Source organism: Mycobacterium sp. IDR2000157661, assembly GCF_022317005.1.
Taxonomy (GTDB): Bacteria; Actinomycetota; Actinomycetes; order Mycobacteriales; family Mycobacteriaceae; genus Mycobacterium.
This window is the reverse complement of sequence record NZ_CP081006.1, coordinates 1,217,953-1,239,788: the sequence shown is the minus strand read 5'-3', so window position 1 is coordinate 1,239,788 and position 21,836 is coordinate 1,217,953. Positions and strand designations below refer to the sequence as shown.

Annotated in this window: 15 protein-coding genes; 6 read left to right on the top strand and 9 right to left on the bottom strand. The window is 70.2% G+C overall.

Annotated features, from left to right (window positions below; all coding sequences use genetic code 11):
* The first annotated feature begins 65 nt into the window (after positions 1-65).
* Together K3G64_RS06970 and K3G64_RS06965 are read left to right on the top strand one after the other, a co-directional pair.
* On the top strand, positions 66-1,670 hold the full coding sequence (locus K3G64_RS06970) for a DUF7159 family protein (protein ID WP_238889937.1): 1,605 nt from the start codon (positions 66-68) through the stop codon (positions 1,668-1,670).
* Between the two features lie 77 nt (positions 1,671-1,747).
* Positions 1,748-3,097, top strand: a complete 1,350-nt coding sequence (locus K3G64_RS06965) for a UDP-glucose dehydrogenase family protein (protein ID WP_238889936.1) — start codon at positions 1,748-1,750, stop codon at positions 3,095-3,097.
* Here K3G64_RS06965 and K3G64_RS06960 read toward each other — a convergent pair.
* Positions 3,075-3,695 (bottom strand): TetR/AcrR family transcriptional regulator, encoded by a 621-nt coding sequence (locus tag K3G64_RS06960; RefSeq protein WP_238889935.1) that lies wholly within the window; start codon positions 3,693-3,695, stop codon positions 3,075-3,077. The genes K3G64_RS06965 and K3G64_RS06960 overlap by 23 nt on opposite strands.
* 119 nt (positions 3,696-3,814) lie before the next feature.
* Here K3G64_RS06960 and K3G64_RS06955 point away from each other — a divergent pair, with 119 nt between their 5' ends.
* Genes K3G64_RS06955 through rfbA form a run of 4 tightly spaced genes read left to right on the top strand, consistent with a single transcriptional unit; the run spans position 3,815 to position 7,162 of the window.
* On the top strand, positions 3,815-5,134 hold the full coding sequence (locus tag K3G64_RS06955; RefSeq protein WP_238889934.1) for a cytochrome P450: 1,320 nt from the start codon (positions 3,815-3,817) through the stop codon (positions 5,132-5,134).
* A 38-nt stretch (positions 5,135-5,172) separates the two neighbouring features.
* Positions 5,173-5,526, top strand: coding sequence for a VOC family protein (locus tag K3G64_RS06950; protein WP_238889933.1), 354 nt, complete (start codon positions 5,173-5,175; stop codon positions 5,524-5,526).
* Between the two features lie 13 nt (positions 5,527-5,539).
* Positions 5,540-6,289 (top strand): maleylpyruvate isomerase family mycothiol-dependent enzyme, encoded by a 750-nt coding sequence (locus K3G64_RS06945; RefSeq protein ID WP_238889932.1) that lies wholly within the window; start codon positions 5,540-5,542, stop codon positions 6,287-6,289.
* A gap of 9 nt (positions 6,290-6,298) precedes the next feature.
* Positions 6,299-7,162 (top strand): glucose-1-phosphate thymidylyltransferase RfbA, encoded by an 864-nt coding sequence (gene rfbA, locus K3G64_RS06940; protein ID WP_238889931.1) that lies wholly within the window; start codon positions 6,299-6,301, stop codon positions 7,160-7,162.
* A gap of 17 nt (positions 7,163-7,179) precedes the next feature.
* On the opposite strand, the gene K3G64_RS06935 is transcribed toward rfbA, so the two are convergent.
* The 8 genes from K3G64_RS06935 to K3G64_RS06900 all read right to left on the bottom strand — a co-directional run bounded on the left by K3G64_RS06935 (position 7,180) and on the right by K3G64_RS06900 (position 21,680).
* Positions 7,180-7,986, bottom strand: a complete 807-nt coding sequence (locus K3G64_RS06935; RefSeq protein ID WP_238889930.1) for a methyltransferase domain-containing protein — start codon at positions 7,984-7,986, stop codon at positions 7,180-7,182.
* A gap of 98 nt (positions 7,987-8,084) precedes the next feature.
* Positions 8,085-9,704, bottom strand: a complete 1,620-nt coding sequence (locus K3G64_RS06930; RefSeq protein WP_238889929.1) for a helix-turn-helix domain-containing protein — start codon at positions 9,702-9,704, stop codon at positions 8,085-8,087.
* Positions 9,649-10,977 (bottom strand): YibE/F family protein, encoded by a 1,329-nt coding sequence (locus K3G64_RS06925; protein WP_238889928.1) that lies wholly within the window; start codon positions 10,975-10,977, stop codon positions 9,649-9,651. Before K3G64_RS06925 ends, K3G64_RS06930 begins: the two co-directional genes overlap by 56 nt.
* Positions 10,978-11,095: 118 nt before the next feature.
* Entirely contained in the window at positions 11,096-12,370 is a 1,275-nt protein-coding gene (locus K3G64_RS06920; protein ID WP_370647117.1) for a pyridoxal phosphate-dependent aminotransferase, read from the bottom strand.
* A gap of 34 nt (positions 12,371-12,404) precedes the next feature.
* Positions 12,405-15,344: a 4Fe-4S dicluster domain-containing protein gene (locus K3G64_RS06915; RefSeq protein ID WP_238889927.1), complete on the bottom strand. Its 2,940-nt coding sequence runs from the start codon at positions 15,342-15,344 to the stop codon at positions 12,405-12,407.
* Positions 15,345-15,432: 88 nt separating this feature from the next.
* Positions 15,433-17,211 (bottom strand): Hsp70 family protein, encoded by a 1,779-nt coding sequence (locus K3G64_RS06910; protein WP_238889926.1) that lies wholly within the window; start codon positions 17,209-17,211, stop codon positions 15,433-15,435.
* A 119-nt stretch (positions 17,212-17,330) separates the two neighbouring features.
* Positions 17,331-19,871, bottom strand: a complete 2,541-nt coding sequence (iniR, locus tag K3G64_RS06905) for an isoniazid response ATPase/transcriptional regulator IniR (RefSeq protein ID WP_238889925.1) — start codon at positions 19,869-19,871, stop codon at positions 17,331-17,333.
* 3 nt (positions 19,872-19,874) lie between these two features.
* The gene (locus tag K3G64_RS06900) at positions 19,875-21,680 is read right to left on the bottom strand and encodes an Hsp70 family protein (RefSeq protein ID WP_238889924.1); all 1,806 of its coding nucleotides are present in this window, start codon (positions 21,678-21,680) and stop codon (positions 19,875-19,877) included.
* Positions 21,681-21,836 lie beyond the last annotated feature (156 nt).

Here is a 21,836-nt window from a genome sequence, read left to right as displayed (position 1 = left end):
CGGCTTGTGCGGAATGTGGTGCCGCTCGCCGACCTAGGCAGCGTAGCAAACTTTTTGGAGGGGTAGTGGACATCGTACTGGGTGTGTCGATGACACCTACGACGGTCCGCATGGTGCTGGTCGAGGGCGATAAGGCCGACGGTGCGACCGTGGACCACGACACCTTCGACATCACCGCCAGCGAAGGCTCGAGCGCCGCAGGCGCGGTGGTCGAAGCCGTGCTCGGTACCAAGGAGAGCGCCGAAGCGGGCGGTCACGATCTGAAGGCGATCGGTGTCACGTGGAGCGACCACGCCGAGGCCGCGCAGCTGCGCGACGCGTTGGCCGCCCGCGGTCTCGACGACGTCTTGCTGTTCTCCGACGGACATGCCGCGGCGGCACTCGCCCAGGCGATCGGACGTGCGGTCGGATACGCCACCACCGCGCTGCTGTTCATCGACCGTGACACCGCCACGCTGTCGGTGGTCCAGACCGACGACGGCTCGGTGGTCAAGGTGCTCAGCCGCACGCTGCACGGCGGCGATGCGATGGCCGTTCTGGCCGACATGGCCGCCGCGGTGGACCGGCAGGACGCCCCGCCTCAGGGCCTGTTCGTCGTCGGTTCCGGTGTCGACGTCAGTTCGGTGAAGGACCACCTCACGCATCTGGTCAGCCTTCCGGTGCACGCCCCCGACGAGTCGGAACTCGCGCTGGCCCGCGGCGCCGCGTTGGCGGCCGCTCACGCACCCGCGTTCGAGGCGTCCACGGTCGGGCTGGCCTACTCGCAGGATCCCGACGGTCCCACCGCGGGTTCGGTGTACGCCCGATTCGCAGCGGCCGAGACCCAGCTCGCCCCCGTCGGCGGCGACGGCGGCTACGCGGACGCCCTAGAGCCGCGGACCGACCTGACGCCGGCACCCGAGAAGGGCAAGCCGTTCCTGCTTGTCGGTAGCGCGCTGACGTCCATCTTCGTGGTCGGCGTCGTTGCGCTGGTCATCTCGCTGGCCGTCAGCATTCGCCCGACCGCCGACCAGCGGCCCAGCCCCGCCGAGAGCGCGATCGCCCCGAGCAGCGTTGTTCCGGCCGCGCCGCCGGTCCAAGAGGCGCAGCCGCCCCTCCCTGCCCCGGCGCCACCGTCCGCCGAGACCATCAAGGCGCCGGTGCCCGTCGTGCAGCAGCAGCCCGCACCGCAGGCTCCGCGAACGGTCTATGTCGAAGCGCCCGCGCCCGCGGCGCCGCCTCCCGCGCCCGCACCCGCCGCGCCGCCGCCGGCACCGGTCGCACCGCCGCCCGCCCCGCCCGTCGTGGCGCCGGCTCCGGTCCCTGCGTACGTGCCGCCGGTGGTCTCGCCGCCGTATTACTATCCGCGCCAACAGAATCCGTGGGCGCCGCCGTGGCGTGCCCCGAAGCCGTACCTGCCGCCGAAGCCGACGTACACCCCGCCGAAGCAGACGTACATCCCGCCCAAACCGACGTACACCCCGCCGGAGCCGACCTACACGCCGCCGGAGGCGCCCGAGGTGCCCGACTACCCCCAGCAGGTGCCGTCGTGGCAGAACGGGGGAAGCGGATCCGGGGGCTACCCCGGCTCCGGCTCCCGCGGTTCGGGTGACTACGGTTCCGGCGGTTCCAGCGGTTCGTCGGGCCGCGGTGGTGGCGGATCGAACTGCTTCCTGATCTTCTGCAGTTAGTCGCTCGTAACCTGGCGTTGGCCGCACGTCTGGTGTCGCGTAGCGGTTAGCTCATCGCGGCAGCCTATAGATGCAGTATGCGGTGCACCGTCTTCGGCACGGGTTATCTCGGGGCCACCCACGCGGCCGGTATGGCCGAACTCGGTCACGAGGTTCTCGGTGTCGACATCGACCCGGGCAAGGTGGCCAAACTCGCCGCGGGTGACGTTCCGTTCTACGAGCCCGGGTTGCCGAAGATGTTGCGCGACAACATCGCTGCTGGCCGGCTGCGGTTCACCACGGACTACGAGGCCGCCGCCGAATTCGCCGACGTGCACTTCCTCGGAGTCGGCACGCCGCAGAAGAAGGGCGAGTACGGCGCAGACCTGCGTTGCGTGCATGCGGTGATCGACACGCTGGTGCCCCTGCTCGAGCGGCCCGCCGTGATCATCGGCAAGTCGACGGTGCCGGTGGGCACCGCCGCCGACCTCGTCGACCGGGCACGCGCGTTGGCGCCCGCCGGTGTCGACGTGGAGGTCGCCTGGAATCCCGAGTTTCTTCGTGAGGGCTTCGCGGTGCACGACACCTTTCATCCGGACCGCATTGTGCTTGGAGTGCAACGGGATTCGGTTCGTGCCGAGGCGGCGGCCCGGGAGATGTACGCGGCGCTGCTGGCCGGCGCCGTGCCGTTCCTGGTGACCGATCTGCAGACCGCGGAGCTGGTCAAGGTCTCCGCCAACGCCTTCCTGGCAACCAAGATCTCGTTCATCAACGCGATCGCCGAAGTGTGTGAGGCAGTCGACGCCGACGTCAGCATGTTGGCCGACGCACTCGGCCACGACCCGCGCATCGGGCGGCGTTTCCTCAACGCGGGGCTGGGTTTCGGCGGCGGGTGCCTGCCGAAGGACATCCGCGCGTTCATGGCGCGTGCGGGCGAACTCGGCGCCAACCACGCGCTGACGTTCCTGCGCGAGGTGGACAGCATCAATATGCGCCGTCGCACCCGAATGGTGGAACTGGCGACCACGGCGTGTGGCGGCTCGCTGCTCGGTGCCAACATCGCCGTGCTCGGTGCGGCGTTCAAGCCCGAGTCCGACGACGTGCGGGACTCGCCCGCGCTCAACGTGGCGGGGATGCTGCAACTCAACGGCGCCACCGTCAACGTCTACGACCCCAAGGCGATGGAGAACTCCCGACGGGTGTTCCCGACGCTGAACTACTCGACGTCGGCCCTCGAGGCCTGCGAGCGGGCCGACGCGGTGCTGGTGCTGACCGAGTGGCGTGAGTTCGTTGAGCTGGACCCGGCCCACCTGGCGACGACGGTACGGGCGAAAGTCGTTGTCGACGGCCGCAACTGCCTCGATATCGATCATTGGTCGGCGGCCGGTTGGCGGGTGCACAGCCTGGGCAGGAACGTCGAACGGGTCAGTCAGCCGACCCCAGCTTGAGCATTCCGTCGAAGCCCTGCCAGAGCAGCATGAACACGAGCTCGACCACCCGCTCGCGCGGCACGTCGCGGTTCTCGTACCACCACGTGGCCACGCCGTGGCTCGCCGATTGCGTGGCGCGGGCCAGGATCCACGCGGCCTCGTCGAGGGTGATGCCCTTGACCGGTTTGGCGTCCGGCGCGGCGAACCGGATGAAGTCGGCGATGTCGGCGGTACCCCGATCGGCGATCCTTCGGCAGACAGCGTCGATCTCCGGGTCCGCCGGGGGATCCCGGTGCAGGAACCGCCAGATGAACGGGTCCTTCTCGACGAACTCGAAATAACTGGCGACGCTGGCACGGAGTAGCTCCTCGGCCGAGGCGCCCTCGAGGCGGCGCAGCGTTCGGTCTCTCATCTGCTGATCGTGCAGGTCGAGGAGGGTGATGTGCAGTTCGCGCTTGGAGCCGAAGTGGTCGTAGAGGACCGAGGGCACGACACCGGCGCGCGAGGCGATGTCCTGCATCTTCGCTCCCCCGTATCCGCGCTGCGCGAAGACCTCGACAGCCGCGTCGAGGATGCGAGTCCGTCGCTCCTGGGCCAGCATCCGCTTCCTTGCCATACCGAATAGTAATTCGGTAAGCTGCCAACACATAACCGAACCGTCATTCGGTTGGATGGAGTGTCGCAATGGTCGAAGGTCTCAGCCGCCAAAGGAAGAATGGGCATGCGCTCACTCGCATGCGCCAACGCATCCGGTGGCTGGCTCTGCACGGTGTGGTTCGCGGCCTGTCGATCTACGGTGCGCGCCGCGGCGACCCGCAGGCCCGGCTGATCGCCGATCCGGAAGTGCGGGCCAACCCGACCGCGTTCGCCGACGAGCAGCGCGCGAAGGGGTCGGTCATCCGGGGCCGCGCAGTGCTGATGACGTTCGACCACCAGGTCGCCAACGACCTCTTGCGGTCCGACGATTTCCGTGTCACGTCGCTCGGCGGCGAGTTGCCAGGGCCGCTGCGCTGGGTCGTCCGCCGCACCGACGGAGGCCTGCTGCACCCGATCGAACCGCCTTCGCTGCTGACGATCGAGCCGCCCGACCACACCCGCTGCCGAAAGCTGGTGTCCTCGGTGTTCACCACTCGCGCGGTGAAGGGCCTGCGCGATCGGGTCGAGCAGACGGCCAACGAGCTGCTCGACAACCTCGAGGGGCAGGCCGGCGACGACGTCGTTGACGTCGTCCAGCGGTACTGCTCGCAACTGCCGATCGCGGTGATCAGCGACATTCTCGGGGTGCCGGACCGGGACCGGCCGCGGGTGCTGCGGTTCGGTGAGCTGGGCGCCCCGAGCCTGGACATCGGATTGTCGTGGCAGCAGTACCAAGAAGTGGAGGAGGGTGTCGTCGGTTTCAACGTCTGGCTGGCCGAGCATCTGCGCCAGCTGCGTAGCAATCCGGGCGACAACCTGATGAGCCAGCTGATCCAAGCGTCCGACGAGGGGGCCGGACTCAGCGAGCGTGAGCTGCAGGCCACCGCGGGCCTGGTGCTCGCCGCCGGCTTCGAGACCACCGTCAACCTGTTGGGTAACGGCATTCGCCTGCTGCTGGACAATCCCGGTCCGCTCGCCACTCTTGCCGCCCGCCCGGAGCTGTGGCCCAACGCCGTCGAGGAGATCCTGCGCTTCGACTCGCCCGTGCAGATGACGGCACGCGTGGCGAGCAGGGACGTCGACGTGGCGGGCACTCCGGTGAAGCGGGGCGAGATGATCGTCATCCACCTGGCCGGTGCCAACCGCGATCCCCAGGTGTTCGACGATCCGAACGCGTTCGACATCGAACGCGACAACGCGGGCAAGCACCTGTCGTTCTCCGGCGGCAGACACTTCTGCCTCGGCGCGGCGCTGGCGCGCGCCGAGGGCGAGGTGGGCCTGCGCACGTTCTTCGAGCGCTTCCCCGACGCACGCCTGGCTGGCGAAGGCGGCCGACGCCATACCCGGGTGTTGCGCGGGTGGGCGTCGCTGCCGATCACCCTGGGGAAGGCTCGCGCGCCGATTAGTTCGGCGTCCTGATCCGGTCGGTACTCCCGACACCGAAAGGGAGGAACTGCATGTCGATCGACCACGTACTGGCCGTCGTTCCGGTGAGCGACGTCGACAGGAGCGAGCGGTGGTACGCCGACCTGTTCGGCCGGGCCGCCGACAACAACCCCATGCCGACGCTCGTCGAGTGGCAGCTGCGACCGGGTGCCTGGTTGCAGGTTTTCAGCGATGCCGCGCGGGCGGGCCGGGGCCTGTTCAACTTCGCCGTCGACGACCTGGAACGCCACCTGGCCGAGGTGCGCGCCCGGGGCCTGCAACCCGGCGAGATCCTCCCGGTGAACAAGGGTGTGCGATTGTCCGAGCTCACCGACCCCGACGGCAACGAGATCCGCATTATCGGAGGCTTCCGCGTCGAGTATTGAGTAGGTTCGGGTCGTGGATTTCCGAGCGGCGTTGCTCGACCAGACCCGGGCCTTCGGGGACCTGATCCGCAACGCAGACCCGTCGACCCCCGTCCCGACCTGTCCCGACTGGACTCTCAAGCAACTCTTCACCCACGTTGGCCGTGGAAACCGTTGGGCGGCACAGATTGTCGCCGAGAGGCGCTATCAACCGCTGGATCCGCGCGAGGTCCGCGACGGCAAGCCGCCCGACGATCCCGACGGTGCGGCGGACTGGCTCAATGCCGGCGCCGAGGCGCTCGTCAAGGCCGTCGACCGGGTGGGACCGGACTGCCGGGTGTGGACCTTTCTCGGCAGCAAGCCCGCGGGGTGGTGGATCAGAAGGCGGCTGCACGAGGTCACGGTGCACCACGCCGACGCGACGCTGGCATTGGGGGTCGACTACGACCTGCCCGCCGAGCTCGCCGCCGACGCTGTCAGCGAGTGGATCGAGCTGATGACCGTGCAGGCCAAGCGGAGTTCGCCGCCCGTGGAACGCGGTCGCAGGCTGCACATGCACGCGACCGACGAGGGGCTGGGCCCGTCGGGGGAGTGGACCGTCGTCAACGACGAGGACGGGCTCTGGTGGTCGCACGAGCACGGCAAGGGCGACGTCGCGCTGCGTGGGCGGGCCAGGGACCTACTGCTGGTGCTGGTGCGTCGCCGCCGCGCCGCCGACGGCGACGTCGAGGTGCTCGGCGACTCCGCGGTCTGGGAGGGCTGGCTGGAGCGCACGCCGTTCTAGGCTTGACGCATGCGGGGCATCATCCTGGCCGGCGGGTCCGGCACGCGGCTGTACCCGATCACCATGGGTGTCAGCAAGCAGCTCGTGCCCGTCTACGACAAGCCGATGATCTACTATCCGCTGTCCACACTGATGATGGCGGGCATCCGCGACATCCTGTTGATCACCACACCCGACGATGCGCCCGCGTTCCACCGGCTGCTCGGTGACGGTTCGTGTTTCGGCATCAACCTGACCTATGCCGTACAGCAGCGGCCCGAGGGGCTCGCTCAGGCGTTCGTGATCGGCGCCGACCACATCGGCGGGGAGTCGGTGGCCCTGGTGCTGGGCGACAACATCTTCTACGGGCCCGGCCTGGGCACCAGCCTGAGCCGGTTCGGCGACATCAGCGGCGGGGCCATCTTCGCCTACTGGGTGGCCAACCCGTCGGCCTACGGCGTCGTGGAGTTCGCCGCCGACGGAACCGCGGTGTCGCTGGAGGAGAAACCCGCGACACCGAAGTCGCACTACGCCGTGCCGGGTCTGTACTTCTACGACGGCGACGTCGTGGAGGTCGCGCGGAGCCTGAAGCCCTCGGCGCGAGGGGAATTGGAGATCACCGAGATCAACCAGACGTATCTGAACCAGGGCCGGCTGCGCGTCGAGGTGCTCGCCCGCGGAACGGCGTGGCTGGACACCGGGACGTTCGACTCGCTGCTGGACGCCAGCGACTACGTGCGCACCATCGAGCGCAGGCAGGGCCTGAAGATCAGCGTGCCCGAGGAGGTCGCCTGGCGCGTCGGCTTCATCGACGATGACCAATTAGCCGCTCGGGCAGAGACATTGCTCAAGTCCGGCTACGGCGCCTACCTGCTGGAGCTGCTGGAACGCTAGGCGCCGCCGAGCCTCGCCTACCGCCGGGCGGCAGCCGTGACGACCGACACTTCGAGCGTGAGGCCGTCGCCGTCGACGAACTCCTGCCACTGCGTGACGACGTCGTCCTCGAGCGCTTTGCGGCGATCTTCGTCTGCCTCCCTGATGACTGCGGCGATGGGTGTGACGTCGAGGTAGCGCCAGAGGAAGACCTCGGGCGGGGGGAGTTCCAAAGTCTTGGTGGCGCTTTCGATGGTCACGTCGTGGAAGCCGACATCGGTCAGCAGGTCGCGCAGCTGGGCGTGACCCAGCGAGAAGACGGCCCGGAGGAAACCGGCGAGACCGGGGTCGAGATGGCGACCCAGCGCCTCGCCCATGATCTCGAACAGCCGTGGCATCGGTGCGGGCACGTTGACGACGAAGCGACCACCCGGCGACAGCACCCGGAGAATTTCACGCAGGGCTGCGGACCGGTCGGGAAAGAACATCAGGCCGAGTTGACACAACGCCAGGTCGTAGGACTCGTCCGGAAGGGGGAGCGATTGGGCGTCACCCTGGCGCCAGTCGATTGGGGCGCCGGATGACGGCGTGGCCGCGGCGACGTCGAGCATCTCCTGGACGAGATCCACTCCGACGACCTTTCCGGTCGGCCCGACCCGCTCGGCGACCAGCCGGGTGACGACGCCGGTTCCGCACGCGACGTCGACGGCGAATTCGCCCGGCTGTGGTGCGGCCGTCTCGATCAGATCGGCGGCCAGGGGCGCGGGGATGAGCGGGACGAAGTGGCGGGCGTAGCTCTCGGCCTCCGACCGTCGAAGGCCTCGGTAATCAATGTGTTGAGTCATGAGGAAACGCTACGAAGCCGGCGGCGTCGGCCGCGTCGACCGTAATCACCAACTCACAAACACCGGTGTGGTCCGTTCTGACCACGAGCGGGCCGCGCTCAGACCAGGTGGTGCTCGTAGGCGTACGCGGTGGCCGCTGCGCGAGAGGACAGGTCGAGCTTGGCGTAGATGTTCTGCAGGTGACGGGCGACGGTGTGCTCGCTGAGAACCAGTCGCGCGCCGATCTCGCGGTTCGAGTTGCCTGCCGCGACCAGCCGGAGCACCTCGCACTCGCGTCCGGTCAATCGTCCGGCACGGGCAGGTCCCGGTTCGCCGAGTCGCACGAGACGGCGCAGGTCGGGTTCGGCGCCGAGGCGGCCGAATATCTCTCGCGCGGCGTCGAATTCGAGCATGGCCGAGACGTGGTCGCCGAGCGCCCGGCACGCCAGCCCGATCTCGACGCCAGTCCGCGCCGCTTCATACGGCATCGCCAGACCGCTCCACCCCGCGGCGGCCCGGTGCAGGGCGTCTAGCGCGGGATCGGGCGCACCCTCGGCGAGCAGCGTCGCTCCCTCGGTGTGCGCGGCGATGGCATGCAGGAACGGCGCATCGCCGCTTTCGGCGATCACGGACAGCTCGTCGGCGCTCATGCGCGCCGCCGAGACCTCGCCGACCGCCAGCATCACCTCGGCGTGCGCCGCGAGCGCAGCCGGCCGGCCGAAGCGATCGGGGCATGCCCGCACGGCGCGGCGAACCCCGGCCGCCGCGGCGTCGACGTGGCCCTCGGCCAGGTGCAGCAGCGCCAGGCCGGGCAGTGGCTCTCGGCCCTGCCGGTGAGCGCGCCGGTACGCGGTTTCGGCGTCGTCGAACGCCCCGCACAGCCGGTGCAGCTCGCCCAGCTGGTAGGCGGCCATGCCGAGGGCCGGATGGACCTTCCGCGAGAGGTGGTCGCAGGCCTTCCGGGCAGCGGCCGTCGCCCTCGCCCATTCGCCGTGCAGCTGCAAGATCTGCGAGCGGTGCACCAGGCACTGGCCGCGGTAGGGCACCAGATCGGGCTGAGCGTCGCACCAATCGCTGAGCGCGCGCGTCCACTCGGTGGCTCGGCTCAGGTCGAAGACGCCCATGCACGTCTCGATGACGCCGCAATAGACGATGCCGGCGGGAATGGGTGACACCTCGCCGGCGGTGACGCTCACCATCGCTTCGTCGAGCAGCGCGAGGCCGCGTGCCGTCTGCCCATTGGTCACTGACGCCTGCCCCTGGCCCAGCCAGGCGAGCGCCGCCAAGTCGTTGTCGCCGAACCGGGCCGCGATTTCGGCCGCCTGACCGAAGAGCTCGAGAGCGGCGGAGGGCTCTTCGCGAGTCCACGCGGCGAGGCCGGCAGCCACGAGCAGGTAGCCCCGCGCGGCGCAATCCACGCCGGCGTCATCGACGAGCCGACCCACCCGCGCGAGCCATCCGCCGCCGCGTGCGGCATTGCCTGCCAGCAACTGTGTCAGTCCCAGCCAGAAGCCGCATTCCGCGGCCCGGTCGGGCAGATCGTGGGTCAGGAACGCGGCGTAGGCCCGTTCCCAGGCCCGAGCGCTTTCGTCGTCCTCACCGAGAAGGTAGCTCGCGACGGCCAGACGCTCGAGGTAGTCGGCGTCCAGGGAATCGCTCGCGTCGGCGAGACACTCATAGACCTCAGCCCACGCCTGGCGTTCGAAAGCCCTGGCCGCGTCGACGGCCCTGCCGGCCATGGTCCGAGTCTCCCGCAAGTGCATGCGGATCGGCAACATCGCGTGCGGAGGACCGCTGAGGGGTCGCCAGCACCGCGGCGATCCCGGTGGTCAGCGGCACCGACAGTGCCAGCGCGATGCCACCCACGGCCGAGCGGGCGATCTCGATGGCCACGCTCTCGCTGGTCAGGACGTCACCGAGGGACCGGTTGGCCACGCTGAACAGCAGCAGCAGCGGCAGGGCGCTGCCCGCATAGGCGAGCACCAGCGTGTACACCGTGCTGGCGATGTGGTCGCGGCCGACCCGCATGGCGCCGACGAAGACGGCCCGTCGGGACGCGCCGTCGAGGGCGGCCAACTCGAACACCGTCGACGCCTGGGTGACGGTGACGTCGTTGAGCACGCCAAGCGAGCCGATGATGAACCCGGCCAGCAGCAGCCCGGTGATCGACACGTTGCCCAGGTACGCGGCCACCTCGTTGTTCTCCTCCTCCGAGAGGCCGGTGAGGTGGGTCATCTCGATGGCGCCCCACGACAACACGGCCGCCAGCAGCAGCGCGGTCAGGGTGCCTAGCAGGGCGGCGCTGGTGCGCAGGCTCACGCCGTGCGCGAGGTAGATCACCGCGTACAGGATCGCCGCCGAGGCCACCAGCGCCACGGGGATGGCCGCGGCGCCGTCGCGCAGCGCGGGCAACATGAACACCACCAGCACGACGAACGCGATGACGATGCCGACCAGCGCCCGCAGCCCGCGCCAGCCGGCGACGGCGACCACTACGACGGCGAACGCCGCGGCGAGTGCGATCAGCGGCCAGGTGCGTTCGTAGTCGTAGAACGAGTACGTCGTGACGCCGGTCGGATCGACCTGACGGCTGAGCCTGATGTCGTCGCCGACAGTCAGATTCGGCTGACCGGGACCGCCGCTGAACTCGAGCAGCGTATTGGCGCCCTGATTCGGGCCGGACTCGATGGCGACCGAGACCTGGACGCACTGCCGGTCGTCGCCCTCGGCGGGGACCGGATCGGCGGTGAGCACCTGTCCCACCGACGGGCTGGCGCACGCAGCGGCGGTGGTCGCCTGCACCTGACCAGACTCGGTGGTGACGGCGCCGCCCGCGGCGTTCTGGAACGGCAGTGGGATGTCGGCCTTCTGGCCGCTCGGCCACAACAGCGCCGCGCCGGCCACCATGGCGACACCGATGACGATCAGCAGCCCGACGACCACCTTGGCGGCCATCGGCCCGAGTGGCGCCGGGCCCCGCAGGGAATGCGAGTGGGCGTGCGAATACGTCACGCGAACAGGGTAGTTGGTCGGTTACGCGGTCTTCCCACCGCGCAAGCGGCGAATGTAACGTGGTGGCGCGGATGCCGGCGACTGCCCGCCACGGCGTTACAGTCGCGGGCCGGCGGGCCTACTGGCGGTAGCCGGCCAGGAAGTTGCCGAGGCGTTCGATGGCGTTGGCCAGATCTCGCGTCCACGGCAGCGTCACGATGCGCAGGTGATCCGGTGTCGGCCAGTTGAACCCGGTGCCCTGGGTGACCAGGATCTTCTCCTGCAGAAGCAGATCCAGCACGAGTTGCTCGTCGTCGACGATGTCGTAGACCTCGGGGTCCAGCCGAGGGAAGGTATAGAGCGCGCCCTGCGGCTTGACGCAGGACACCCCGGGAATCTCGTTGAGCTTGGACCAGGCGACGTCGCGTTGTTCGAGCAGTCGACCGCCGGGCAGCACCAGGTCCTCGATGCTTTGATGGCCGCCCAACGCCACCTGAATGGCATGCTGCGCAGGGACATTGGGGCACAACCGCATGTTGGCCAGCAGGCTGATGCCCTCGAGGAAGCTGGCCGCGTGTTCCTTGGGGCCGGTGATCACCAGCCATCCCGACCGGTAACCGGCGACCCGGTAGGCCTTCGACAGTCCGTTGAACGTGAGGGTCAGCACGTCGGGCGCGACCGAGGCCATCGCGATGTGCTCGGCGTCGTCGTAGAGGATCTTGTCGTAGATCTCGTCGGCCAGCAGCAGCAGCTGGTGCTTGCGCGCCAATTCCGCCATCTGCTCGAGGATTTCGCGACCGTACACCGCGCCGGTCGGGTTGTTCGGGTTGATCACCACCAGCGCCTTGGTCCGGTCGGTGATCTTCGACTCGAGGTCGGCGATGTCGGGCTGCCAGCCCTGCGTCTCGTCGCACAGGTAGTGCACCGGTGTGCCGCCGGCCAGCGACGTCGACGCCGTCCACAGCGGATAGTCCGGAGCGGGGATCAGCACCTGGTCCCCGTTGTCCAGCAGCGCCTGAAGCGTCATCGTGATCAACTCCGACACCCCGTTGCCGAGATACACGTCGTCGATGTCGAAGCGGGGGAAGCCGTCCACGAGTTCGTACCGGGTGAAGACCGCCCGTCGGGCGCTGACGATGCCTTTGGAGTCCGAGTAGCCCTGCGCATACGGCAGCGCGGCGATGATGTCGCGCATGATCACGTCGGGCGCCTCGAAGCCGAACGGGGCGGGGTTACCGATGTTCAGCTTGAGGATGCGATGACCCTCGGCCTCCAGCCGTGCGGCGTGATCGTGTACCGGGCCACGGATCTCGTAGAGGACGTCCTGCAGTTTGGACGACTGCGTGAACGTGCGCGGCCGCGGGTGCTGCCCGGCGGCATGAAACGGCACGTGGTGGGTGGTCACGTCCTTCATGGTCTCACTGCTGTCCAGCCAATAACCCGCAGGATCAGCGCTTGCCGGGCGGGCGCGCACCCTTGGCGATACCGAGGCCCTTCACCGGCGGTTCGGCCTTGGCGCCGTTGCCGTGGGCGGCGGCGTCGGCCGGTGCGGCCGCCTCGCCGTCGGACTCCGGCTCCGACTGCTGTTGTGCCGCAGCCGGTTTCGGCTGTGCAGGGGCAGCGGCCGACTTCTTCGCTCCCGGGCGCCGGGCGCCGGGGGCGATACCCAGACCTTTCACCTCGGGCTCCGGCTTGCTCTCCACGCCCAGATCGGAGTCGGCCGTGTCGGTCTTGGCACCGGGCTCCGCCTTGTCGGGGTCGACGTTCGGCGGCTGAGTGACCGTCGCCTCGCCCTCATTGGGGGCGGGCTTGGCGGCCTTCTTGGCGCCGGGGCGCTTGGCTCCCGCGGCGATGCCGAGGCCCTTGACCTCGGGTTCCGGTTTGGCCGGAGTCTCGGTCGCCGCCGCTTCGGGAGCCTTCGCGGCGGCCTTCTTGGCACCGGGGCGCTTGGCTCCCGCGGCGATGCCCAGCCCGCCCGCTGCGGGAGCGGCAGCCGGCTTGGCACTCGTCGGCTGAGCCGGCTCGGGCTCGACGGGTGCGGACTCCTCGGCCGGGGCCGGTGCCTTTTCGACCGCGGGTGCGGACGCGGAGATCCTTGCGGCCCGCTCCTCGGCCTCCTTGGCGGCCGTGCCCTTCTCGGGCAGCGTGATGGTGCTGGTGTCCAGCGACGCCAGCAACAACTGCGCGACGTCGAGGACCTCGGCCTTCTCCACGTCGCGCGCGGCGGCGACGTCGTCAACACCGTCGGTGATCATCACGCGGCAGAACGGGCAACCGGTGGCGATCTTCGACGCTCCGGTGTCGAGCGCTTCCTCGACGCGTTCCTGGTTGACGCGCTTGCCGATGTGCTCTTCCATCCACATCCGCGCACCGCCCGCGCCGCAGCACAGGCCGCGGTCGGCGTGGCGAGGCATCTCGGTCAGCTTGGCACCGGACGCGCCGATGAGCTCGCGCGGCGCCTCGTAGACCTTGTTGTGCCTGCCCAGGTAGCAGGGGTCGTGGTAGGTGATGTCGCCCTGCCCGTTCGAGCCGCCGTCGACGGGCGTGACCGGCACCAGCTTCTTGTCGCGGATCAGCCGGTTGAGCAGCTGCGTGTGGTGCAGCACGGTGTAGTTGCCGCCCAGCTGCGGGTATTCGCGGCCCAGCGTGTTGAAGCAGTGCGGGCAGGTGACGACCACCTTGCGGTCGACGCGCTCGACACCCTCGAAGAGCTCGTTGAGGGTCTCCACGTTCTGCGCGGCCAGCTGCTGGAACAGGAACTCGTTGCCGGAGCGGCGGGCCGAGTCGCCGTTGCAGGTCTCGCCCTCGCCGAGCACCAGATACTTCACCCCCGCCGCGGCCAGCAGTTCGGCGACGGCTTTGGTGGTCTTCTTGGCGCGATCCTCGTAGGCGCCCGCGCAGCCGACCCAGAACAGGTACTCGTAACCCTCGAAGGACTCGACGTCCTTGCCGTAGACCGGCACGTCGAAGTCGACCTCGTCGATCCAGTTGGTGCGGTCCTTGGCGTTCTGGCCCCACGGATTGCCCTTGGTCTCCAGGTTCTTGAACAGCACGCCGAGCTCGGCCGGGAACTCCGACTCCATCATCACCTGGTAGCGGCGCATATCGACGATGTGGTCGATGTGTTCGATGTCGACCGGGCACTGTTCGACGCACGCGCCGCAGGTGGTGCAGGACCACAGCACGTCGGGGTCGATCACGCCGCCCTGCTCGGCGGTACCGACCAGGGGGCGGGTGGCCTGGTCGGGGCCCGAACCGGTGATGCGGCCGAAGCCGGACTCGGGCACGTGATGTTCTTCGGCGTGCTTCTCGCCGCGGATCTCCTCGCCGACGCCGCCCTCGGGGGTGTTCTCCAGCGGCGACTCCTTGTCGCCGAGGACGTAGGGAGCCTTGGCGAACAGGTGGTCGCGCAGGTCCATGATCACGAGCTTGGGCGAGAGCGGCTTGCCGGTGTTCCACGCCGGGCACTGCGACTGGCAACGGCCGCACTCGGTGCACGTCGTGAAGTCGAGATAGCCCTTCCAGGTGAAGTCCTCGATCTTGCCGCGCCCGAGCACGTCGTCTTCGGACGGATCCTCGAAGTCGATCGGCTTGCCGTTGTACTCGACCGGCAGCAGCGGCCCCAGTCCGTCGGGCATGCGCTTGAACGTCACGTTGATGGGCGCCAAACCGATGTGCAGGTGCTTGGAGTGCAGCACGATGAGCAGGAACACCAGCATCACGGCGATGTGCAGCAGCAGCGCGATGGTCTCGATCCAGGAGTTGGCGGTCTCGCCCAGCGGCGACATCACCCAACCCATCAGCTGCGAGAAGAACGCCCCGTTGCCGTACGGCAGCGTGTCGGTGTTGACCGCGGCGCCGCGGACCAGCGCGTAGGTCCAGATGACGTTGAAGATCATGAACAGGATCAGCCACGCGCCGCCGGTGTGCGATCCGTAGAACCGCGAGTCCCGGCCGTGCTGCTTGGGCTCCTGCCTCAGGCGGATGATCGCGAAGGTGATGATGCCGAGCAGCACGGCTACGGCAAAGAAGTCCTGCAGGAAGCCGAGCACATCCCAGGTGCCGATGAGCGGGATGTGAAAGTCGTGGACGAAGAGCAGGCCGTAGGCCTCGAGGTAGACCGTGGCGAGGATGAAGAATCCCCACATCGTGAAGAAGTGGGCGATGCCGGGAACGGACCAGCGCAGCAGACGGGTCTGCCCGAACACCTCCTCGATCTGCGTGGTGATCCGCTTGCCGAGATGGTCCTTGCGGTTGTTCGCCGGGCTGGTCGGGGCGCCCGAGCGGATCAGCTTGGTCAGCCAGAGCACCCGCTTGGCGGCGAACACCAGCACGAGCGCCGTCAGTCCCAGTCCGACGACGAGCCTGATCAGCATCTGGGTATCCACCGCACGCCTCCGTTTCCTAGTTACCCGAGAGTAACTTAGCGCATGTTACCAACCAGTAACTTAAGCTCAGGGCCTGCTCAGCCCGGGCTCATAGTTGCACCTCGCGGGGAAACGCCGCTACGAAGGCTGTCCTAACTCGTTCCCCCGGCGGTTTCCGGTGCCGCGGTGGGCGGGTCCGCAGGGGCGTCCGACGGCGGCTCAGGCGACGACGGCGGCGTGCTCGGGGGTGTGCTGGGCGGCATCGACGGGGGTGTGGTCGGCGGTGGGCTCGGGGCGACGACGGCGGCGTGCTGGGCGGCGTCGACGGGGGTATGGTCGGCGGTGTGCTGGGCGGCGTCGGCGGAGGTGTGGTCGGGGTTGTCGGCGGGGCGGTCGTCGTCGCCGCGGCGTGCGGCGCCGCCGAAGGGGTGGCGAGCGGGGCGGGGCGCGGTGCGGGCACCGGTGGCCGGGGAGCCGGACTTGCACGCTGGGCGGGCTGCACCACAACGGTCGTCAGGACGGGGGCCTGCGGCGCCGGCGGTGCAGGAGTGTCGACCGGCGCCGCAGGCGCTGAGGGAGGCGCGACCGTGGTCGCCGCCTCGACGGGGGCCGCCGTGTCGTCGCTGAGCTGCATGACGCCGAACACGGCGGTGCTGATCACTGCGGCCGCGGCGGCCAGTCCGAACAGCGCCAGCGGGGCACGCCTCGGCGGCTCGGGTGGCTGCCACGCGTCCTGCTGGAAGTGCAGGTCCGGCCGCGAGCCCGAGCGGTGGTATTCCGTGTCGGCCGCCGGGGCGAAGAGCACGCCGGCATCGGAGCCGTCGTCCAGCGACCAGGCCAGCGCGCCGAACGAGGACGACGGTGCGCCCGTGTCGATGGCGGTGGTGACGACGCCGGTGCCGGCGGCGGATGCGAGCACTGTCTCGTTGTCGGCTACGCCGCTGCGGCGCGCAATCAGCGCCGCTCCGTGCGCGGCGGTCAGCGCAGGCTGGGGTGTGGTGACCACCGGCACCCGCAGATGCTCGGACAGCAGCTGGGTGACGAGCGGGATGCGCGCTCCGCCGCCGAAGGTCGCCACGGCGGACAGGGCGGCCTGCGCCACCCGTCGGCGCTGCATCGTGTCGTCAAGTGCGACAAGCAGTTGCGCGAGCGGGCCGCGGATGAGCCCCTCGAGTTCGGCGCGCGTGATGCGGATGTCGCCGCGGTGCCCGGGGACCTCCACCGCGATCGTCGTCGCGGTGTGGGCGGAGAGCCGCTCCTTGGCGCCGCGGCAGTCCGACCGCAGCCGGAGCAGCGATTCCACCATCGCGGTGCCGGACGGATCGGCGTCGGTGAGCGCCGCCGCGACATGCCGCAGCAGCGCCTGGTCGATGAGGTCACCGGAGAAGTCGGGGAACCGGACGGCCTCGATGACCGCATGGTCTGCGGCGTCGGCGAGCGTGATGGTGGTGCCGCTGCCGCCGAAATCGCACAAGACGAGCACGCCGTCGCGGGGCAGCCCGGGATCGGCGTCCAAGGCGGTCAGCGCCGCGGTCGCGTCGGAGACGACTTGGTGCTGCAGTGTGCGGCGCAAGCCGGCCACCACCGCGGGCTGCCAGTGGGCGGGGACGGCGACGGTCAACTCCGTGGCGTCCAGTCCCTGAGTCGCCGCCTGCGCGACCGCGTGCAGCGCGTCGGCCAGCAGTGTCTCGGGGCGGTGGGCGGAACCGTCTGGCGCGATGAGCGGCACCGGGTCACCGATGCGGTCGACGAAGCCGGTCAGTCGCCTGCCGTGCAGCGTCACCTCGGAGGGGCGCACGACGGTCCGGTGCTCGTCCATCACCCCGACGAGGTTGGTCGCACCTACCGATAGTCCGAGCGGCTGCGGGGTCGCCTGGTGGATGACCATGGCACGACGCTAGGGCGCGGTGACGCGCCACGGATCCGGTGCGGTTCCCCTTGTCGGCGGCGCCCCTTCGGGGATTCGGTGTTAGGGGACAGGGGTTCGTTGGGGGATCGGCGGGGATTTCAGGACCGCGGTGTGAGCATGGCCCGCAGCATCGACAACATCTCCGACCGGGACTCGGCGCCGAGGCGCCGGCGGATCCGGGCGACATGGTGCTCGACGGTCTTGGGCGAGATGGCCAGTTGTTCACCGATCAGCTTGTAGGGCATTCCCCGGATCAGCAGTTCGGCGACTTCACGCTCTTTCTTGGACAGGCGCATGTAACTGGGTGTGCTCGGATCGATGTCGGCCGGGGCGGCCGGCAGCTCGGCGCCGGGGGCGTCGTCGAGCGCGACCGCCTGTTTGAGGTCGCGGGCCAGCTGCAGCATCGCCTGCGACACCCGGCTGTCGGGGGTCTGCAGCGCGGCCTGGCCGGCAAGGCGGGTGGCGTCCCACGTGTGGCCGAACTGCGCGAGCAGTCGCGCCGCCGAGGTGACCTCATCGGTGTCGACCTGGTTGGCCAGTACCCGCAGCCACGCCCGGCCCCCGGTGGCCAGCGCCTTGGCGAAGGCGCTGTGAGCCGCCGCGGCGGTCAGCGCCTGACCGTGCGGGGCGACGGCGTCGGGCGCATTGGCCAGGATCCCGGCGTGCACCCCCGCCCAGTGCAGCGGCACCGACCACAACACCGGGTCGCCAAGGCCGGCCAGCAGCGCGAACGCCTCGTCGATGGTGTGCTGCAATCGGTCGACCTGGCGCAGGCGGGCGGCGGCTACCCACAGTTCACCCAGCGGCAGCAACGAGAACACGTCGAGGGAGTACTCGGCGAGCACCTCCATCGCCGCATACCAATGCTTCTGCAGCGCGCCGGCGTCGCCGCCGCGCCGGGCGATCGCCGTCTGCAGCGCCGCCGCCCACAGCGCGTCGCGGCGGTGCAGGGCCTCGGAGTCGGCGTCGGCCGTGGCGAGAGCGACGTCGGCACTGGCCGCGGGCAACTGTCCGTCCTGCATCCGCACCCAGCCGAGCAGCAGCCGGTGCCTGCGGGCGACCGAGCCGGCGTGCTCGGCACCCTCCGGGAGTCCGGCCCGTACGGCGCGGCCGATGACGCTGCGCGCCCGCACCGGATCGCCGCCGTGCAGGGCGGCGAGCGTCACGAGCGCGGCCGGGGAGTCGGGTTCGGCGCCGGGCGCCGGCTGCGCGGAGGCGATGGACTGACCGAGCCGGGCCATCGCGGCCGCGTAGGGACCCTCCAGCGACAGCAGCAGACCCTCGGCGAGGCTGCGCGCGGCGCGGGCGGTCGAGGTGGGTGGCCCGCTGCTCTCGGCGCTCAGAGCCGCGCGTGCGCCCGGCGCGTCGCCGACGGCGAGCGACACCACCGCGCCTGCCGCACTGACGAAGGGGTCCGGGTGGGCGCCGAGCCAGCGGAACAGATCGGCGGCCTGCGCGGCGCGGCCGTCGTGCATCGCGATGCTGGCGGCGATGCGCACCGCGGCGGCCCGCTCGGCGGCGTCGTCGGAGCTGAGGAGGTCGTCGGCGATACGGCCCGCGGTGGCGCAGTCGCCGGTCTGAGCCAGCGCATCGGCTAGCCGGACGCTCGCCGCGGTGGCGCCTGCTTCGGCCGCGGCGCGATAAAGCCTTGCCGCGCTTGCCGGTCGATGATGACCGCGCGACGCCAGCTCGGCCAGCGCGCTGGCCAGCCGATCGTCACGCAACCCGTGCTCGGCCAGTTGAAGCGCGAGATCAGTTGTCAGAGTCGATGATTCGAGCTGGGTGACAAGAAGGGAGACCTCGACGTCGTGGTGGCGGGCGGTGCCGAGGATCTGTGCGACGCAGCGGTGCACCGTGCGCGGGAACGGGCGGCGCAGTGACGGCTCGAGCAAGCCGGTGGCCCGGGCGTGGTCCACCGCCGCGTGCGCTTGCCCGGGACTCAGCCGCAGTGCAGCCGCCACGTCGTCGGGCCCAAGGTCGTGGCTCAGCGACGAGATCAGCAGGGTGTCGAGCGTCGCCTCGTCGAGGCGACGCAGCCGCTCGGTCAGCGCGCCTCCTGCCGCGCGCAGGACGGCTGTCGCGGGCGCCTCGCCGCCGGGTGACGCGGCGGCGGCCACCGCGGGCCGCAGCAGGAACGGCAAACCGGCCGTCGCGGCCATCAGCGACCGGACGATCTCGGGCGGCGGTGCGGCCCCGAGGGTTTCGGCCGCCATGCGGGCCACGTCGGCACCCGGCCAGGGGCCCAGCGTCAGTACGGGGTTCTCCCGCTCCAGCACCGTGAACAGGGTGCGCAGCGCCTCGCGCTGGGCCAGCGGCAGGGCACCGATCACCACCGTCGTCGCCGGGTCGGCGACTCGGTCCGTCAACTGGCCCAGTTCGTCGTCGGTCAGCAGATGTGCATCGTCGACGACCACGGCGCTATGGGGGTCGTCGCCCGCACGGGGAGGTCTGGTGAGCACCGATCTGGCCGCGTCGCGCAGCAGGCTCCGCACGGTGGTCAACACCGCGCTCTTGCCGGTGCCGATGCCGCCGGACACCAGGAGCTTGACCGGTTCGGTGGGAGCGGCGGTCAGCTTCGCGACGGCGTCGCGAGCGAGCGGCGGAATGCCGGTCAGCGAGTCCGGCGCCGGCGTGGGCACTGCTCAGGCCGGCGCGTCGGGGATCAGCACCTCGGGCGTGGTGCTGATCGTGGGCGGCGCCGTGGTGGTCGGCGGCGGCTGGGTGGTGGTGGTCGGCGGCGGCGTTGTCGTGGTGGGCCGCGTCGTCGTCGTGGTCGGCGCCGTCGTGGTGGTCGTGGTGGCGGCCGTCGTGGTGGTCGTGGTGGTGGCCGCGGTGGTGGTAGTGGTCGTCGTCGAAGAAGGGGGAGGCGGCGGCACCACGCTGGTGCTCGTGCTGCCGTCCGGACCTGTGATCGTGACGGTCTGCGGCTCGGTGACCGGCTCGCCCGGCGAAGGCCCGGTCTCGACCGTGGTAGCGGTCTCCGTGACAGGGCCGGAGTCTCCGCTGGTGCTGGTCAAGGTGACCGCCAGGCCGCCGACGGCCAGCAGCGCGGCTGCCGCTGCGGCGCCGAACAGCACGACCGGACGCCGATACCACGGCAGCGGCGCAGGTTCGGGTTCGTAGCCCTCCTCCTCGTGGGCGAACTCCATGCCGGGGCGGGCGCCGGTGGCGCCGCCGTCGAACGTGTAGTCCTCGCCGGCGTAGGGCACCGGGTCGGCAGCGGGCGCGTCGTCCTGCGACCATGCCAGCGCGCGGAACGTCGCTGATGCTGCGCCGTCGGATGCCGACTCGGCGGCCGCAACCCCCGCTGCCCCGGCCGCCCAGGCCGCGGCGGCCATCCCCGTCGGTGCGTCGGCGGCGGCCGCCAACCCGGTGGGCGCCATCCCGGTGGGGGCGTCCCCGGCCAGACCGCTGTCGGCGATCAGCGCGGCGCCTGCGGCGACGTTGAGCTGTGACTGCGGCGTGGTGATCACCGGTGCGCGCAACCGTGTCGAGAGCTGCTGGGTGACCAGCGGTATGTTCGCCCCGCCGCCCACGGTCGCGACGGCGGAAACTCTGGAAAGCGGAATGCTGTTGCGCTGCAATGTTTCTTCTACGGTGTCGAGCACACCGGTGAGTGGCTCGCCGATCAGCTGTTCCAACTCCGTGCGCGTCACTCGCACATCGGAGTTGAAGCCGGGCAGGTCGGCGTGCACCACGGTCGCGGTCTCGCCCGACAGGCGTTCCTTGGCCATCCTGGCCTCGTTGCGCAGTCGGGCCAGCGAGCTGACCGCCGCGGTGCCCGCGGGGTCGGCGTCGTTGGCCGCAGCGACTCCGGCGAGGACGTGGTTCAGCAGCGCCTGGTCGATCTGGTCTCCGGAGAAGTCCGCGTAGCGGACCGTCTCACCGATGGAATCGAGATTGGATCCGGCGTCGGCCAGCGTGATGTTGGTCCCGCTGCCGCCGAAGTCGCACAGCACCACGACCCCGTTGCGCGGCAGTCCCGGGGCGGCCTGCAACGCGGCGAGCGCTGCGGCCGAATCGGGCACCAGCGCCGGTGGCGTGCCATTGGGCGCCAGGCCCGGCGCGGCGCGCAGCGCTCCCCGCAGCGCGCCGACCGTGGCGGTACCCCAGTGCGCGGGCACCGCGATCGCGATGGGGGCGCCGCCGCCTACAGTGCGCGCCATGGCGTCGAGAGCCTCGACCAGCACGCGCTCGCCCCGGTGCGGTGACCCGTCCGCGGCCACCAGCGGTACGGGGTCACCGACCCGCTCGACGAATCCGCTGAGCACCATGCCGGGATGGTTCGGGTCCGGGCCCGACGGTCCCGCGAACTCGGACGGCACCCCGACCTCGGGCGCGCGGTCGTCGAAGACCGTCAGAATCGACCGTCGCATGACGGGAGGTCTGCCCACCCGGGCCGCCACCAGATTGGTCGACCCGATCGACAGTCCGAGTGAGTCGCTCATCTCCACCTCTGCATTCGGCCGAACAACACGATAGCGGCTGACAGTGCCTCGACACGGGAGGTGCCCCTAGTGATGCGCGAACCCCTAATGGCGAGTCCCCTAATGCCCGGCCTGCGATGGTGGGTTCGGCACCGATCTGCGCGGCGGCGACCGTCG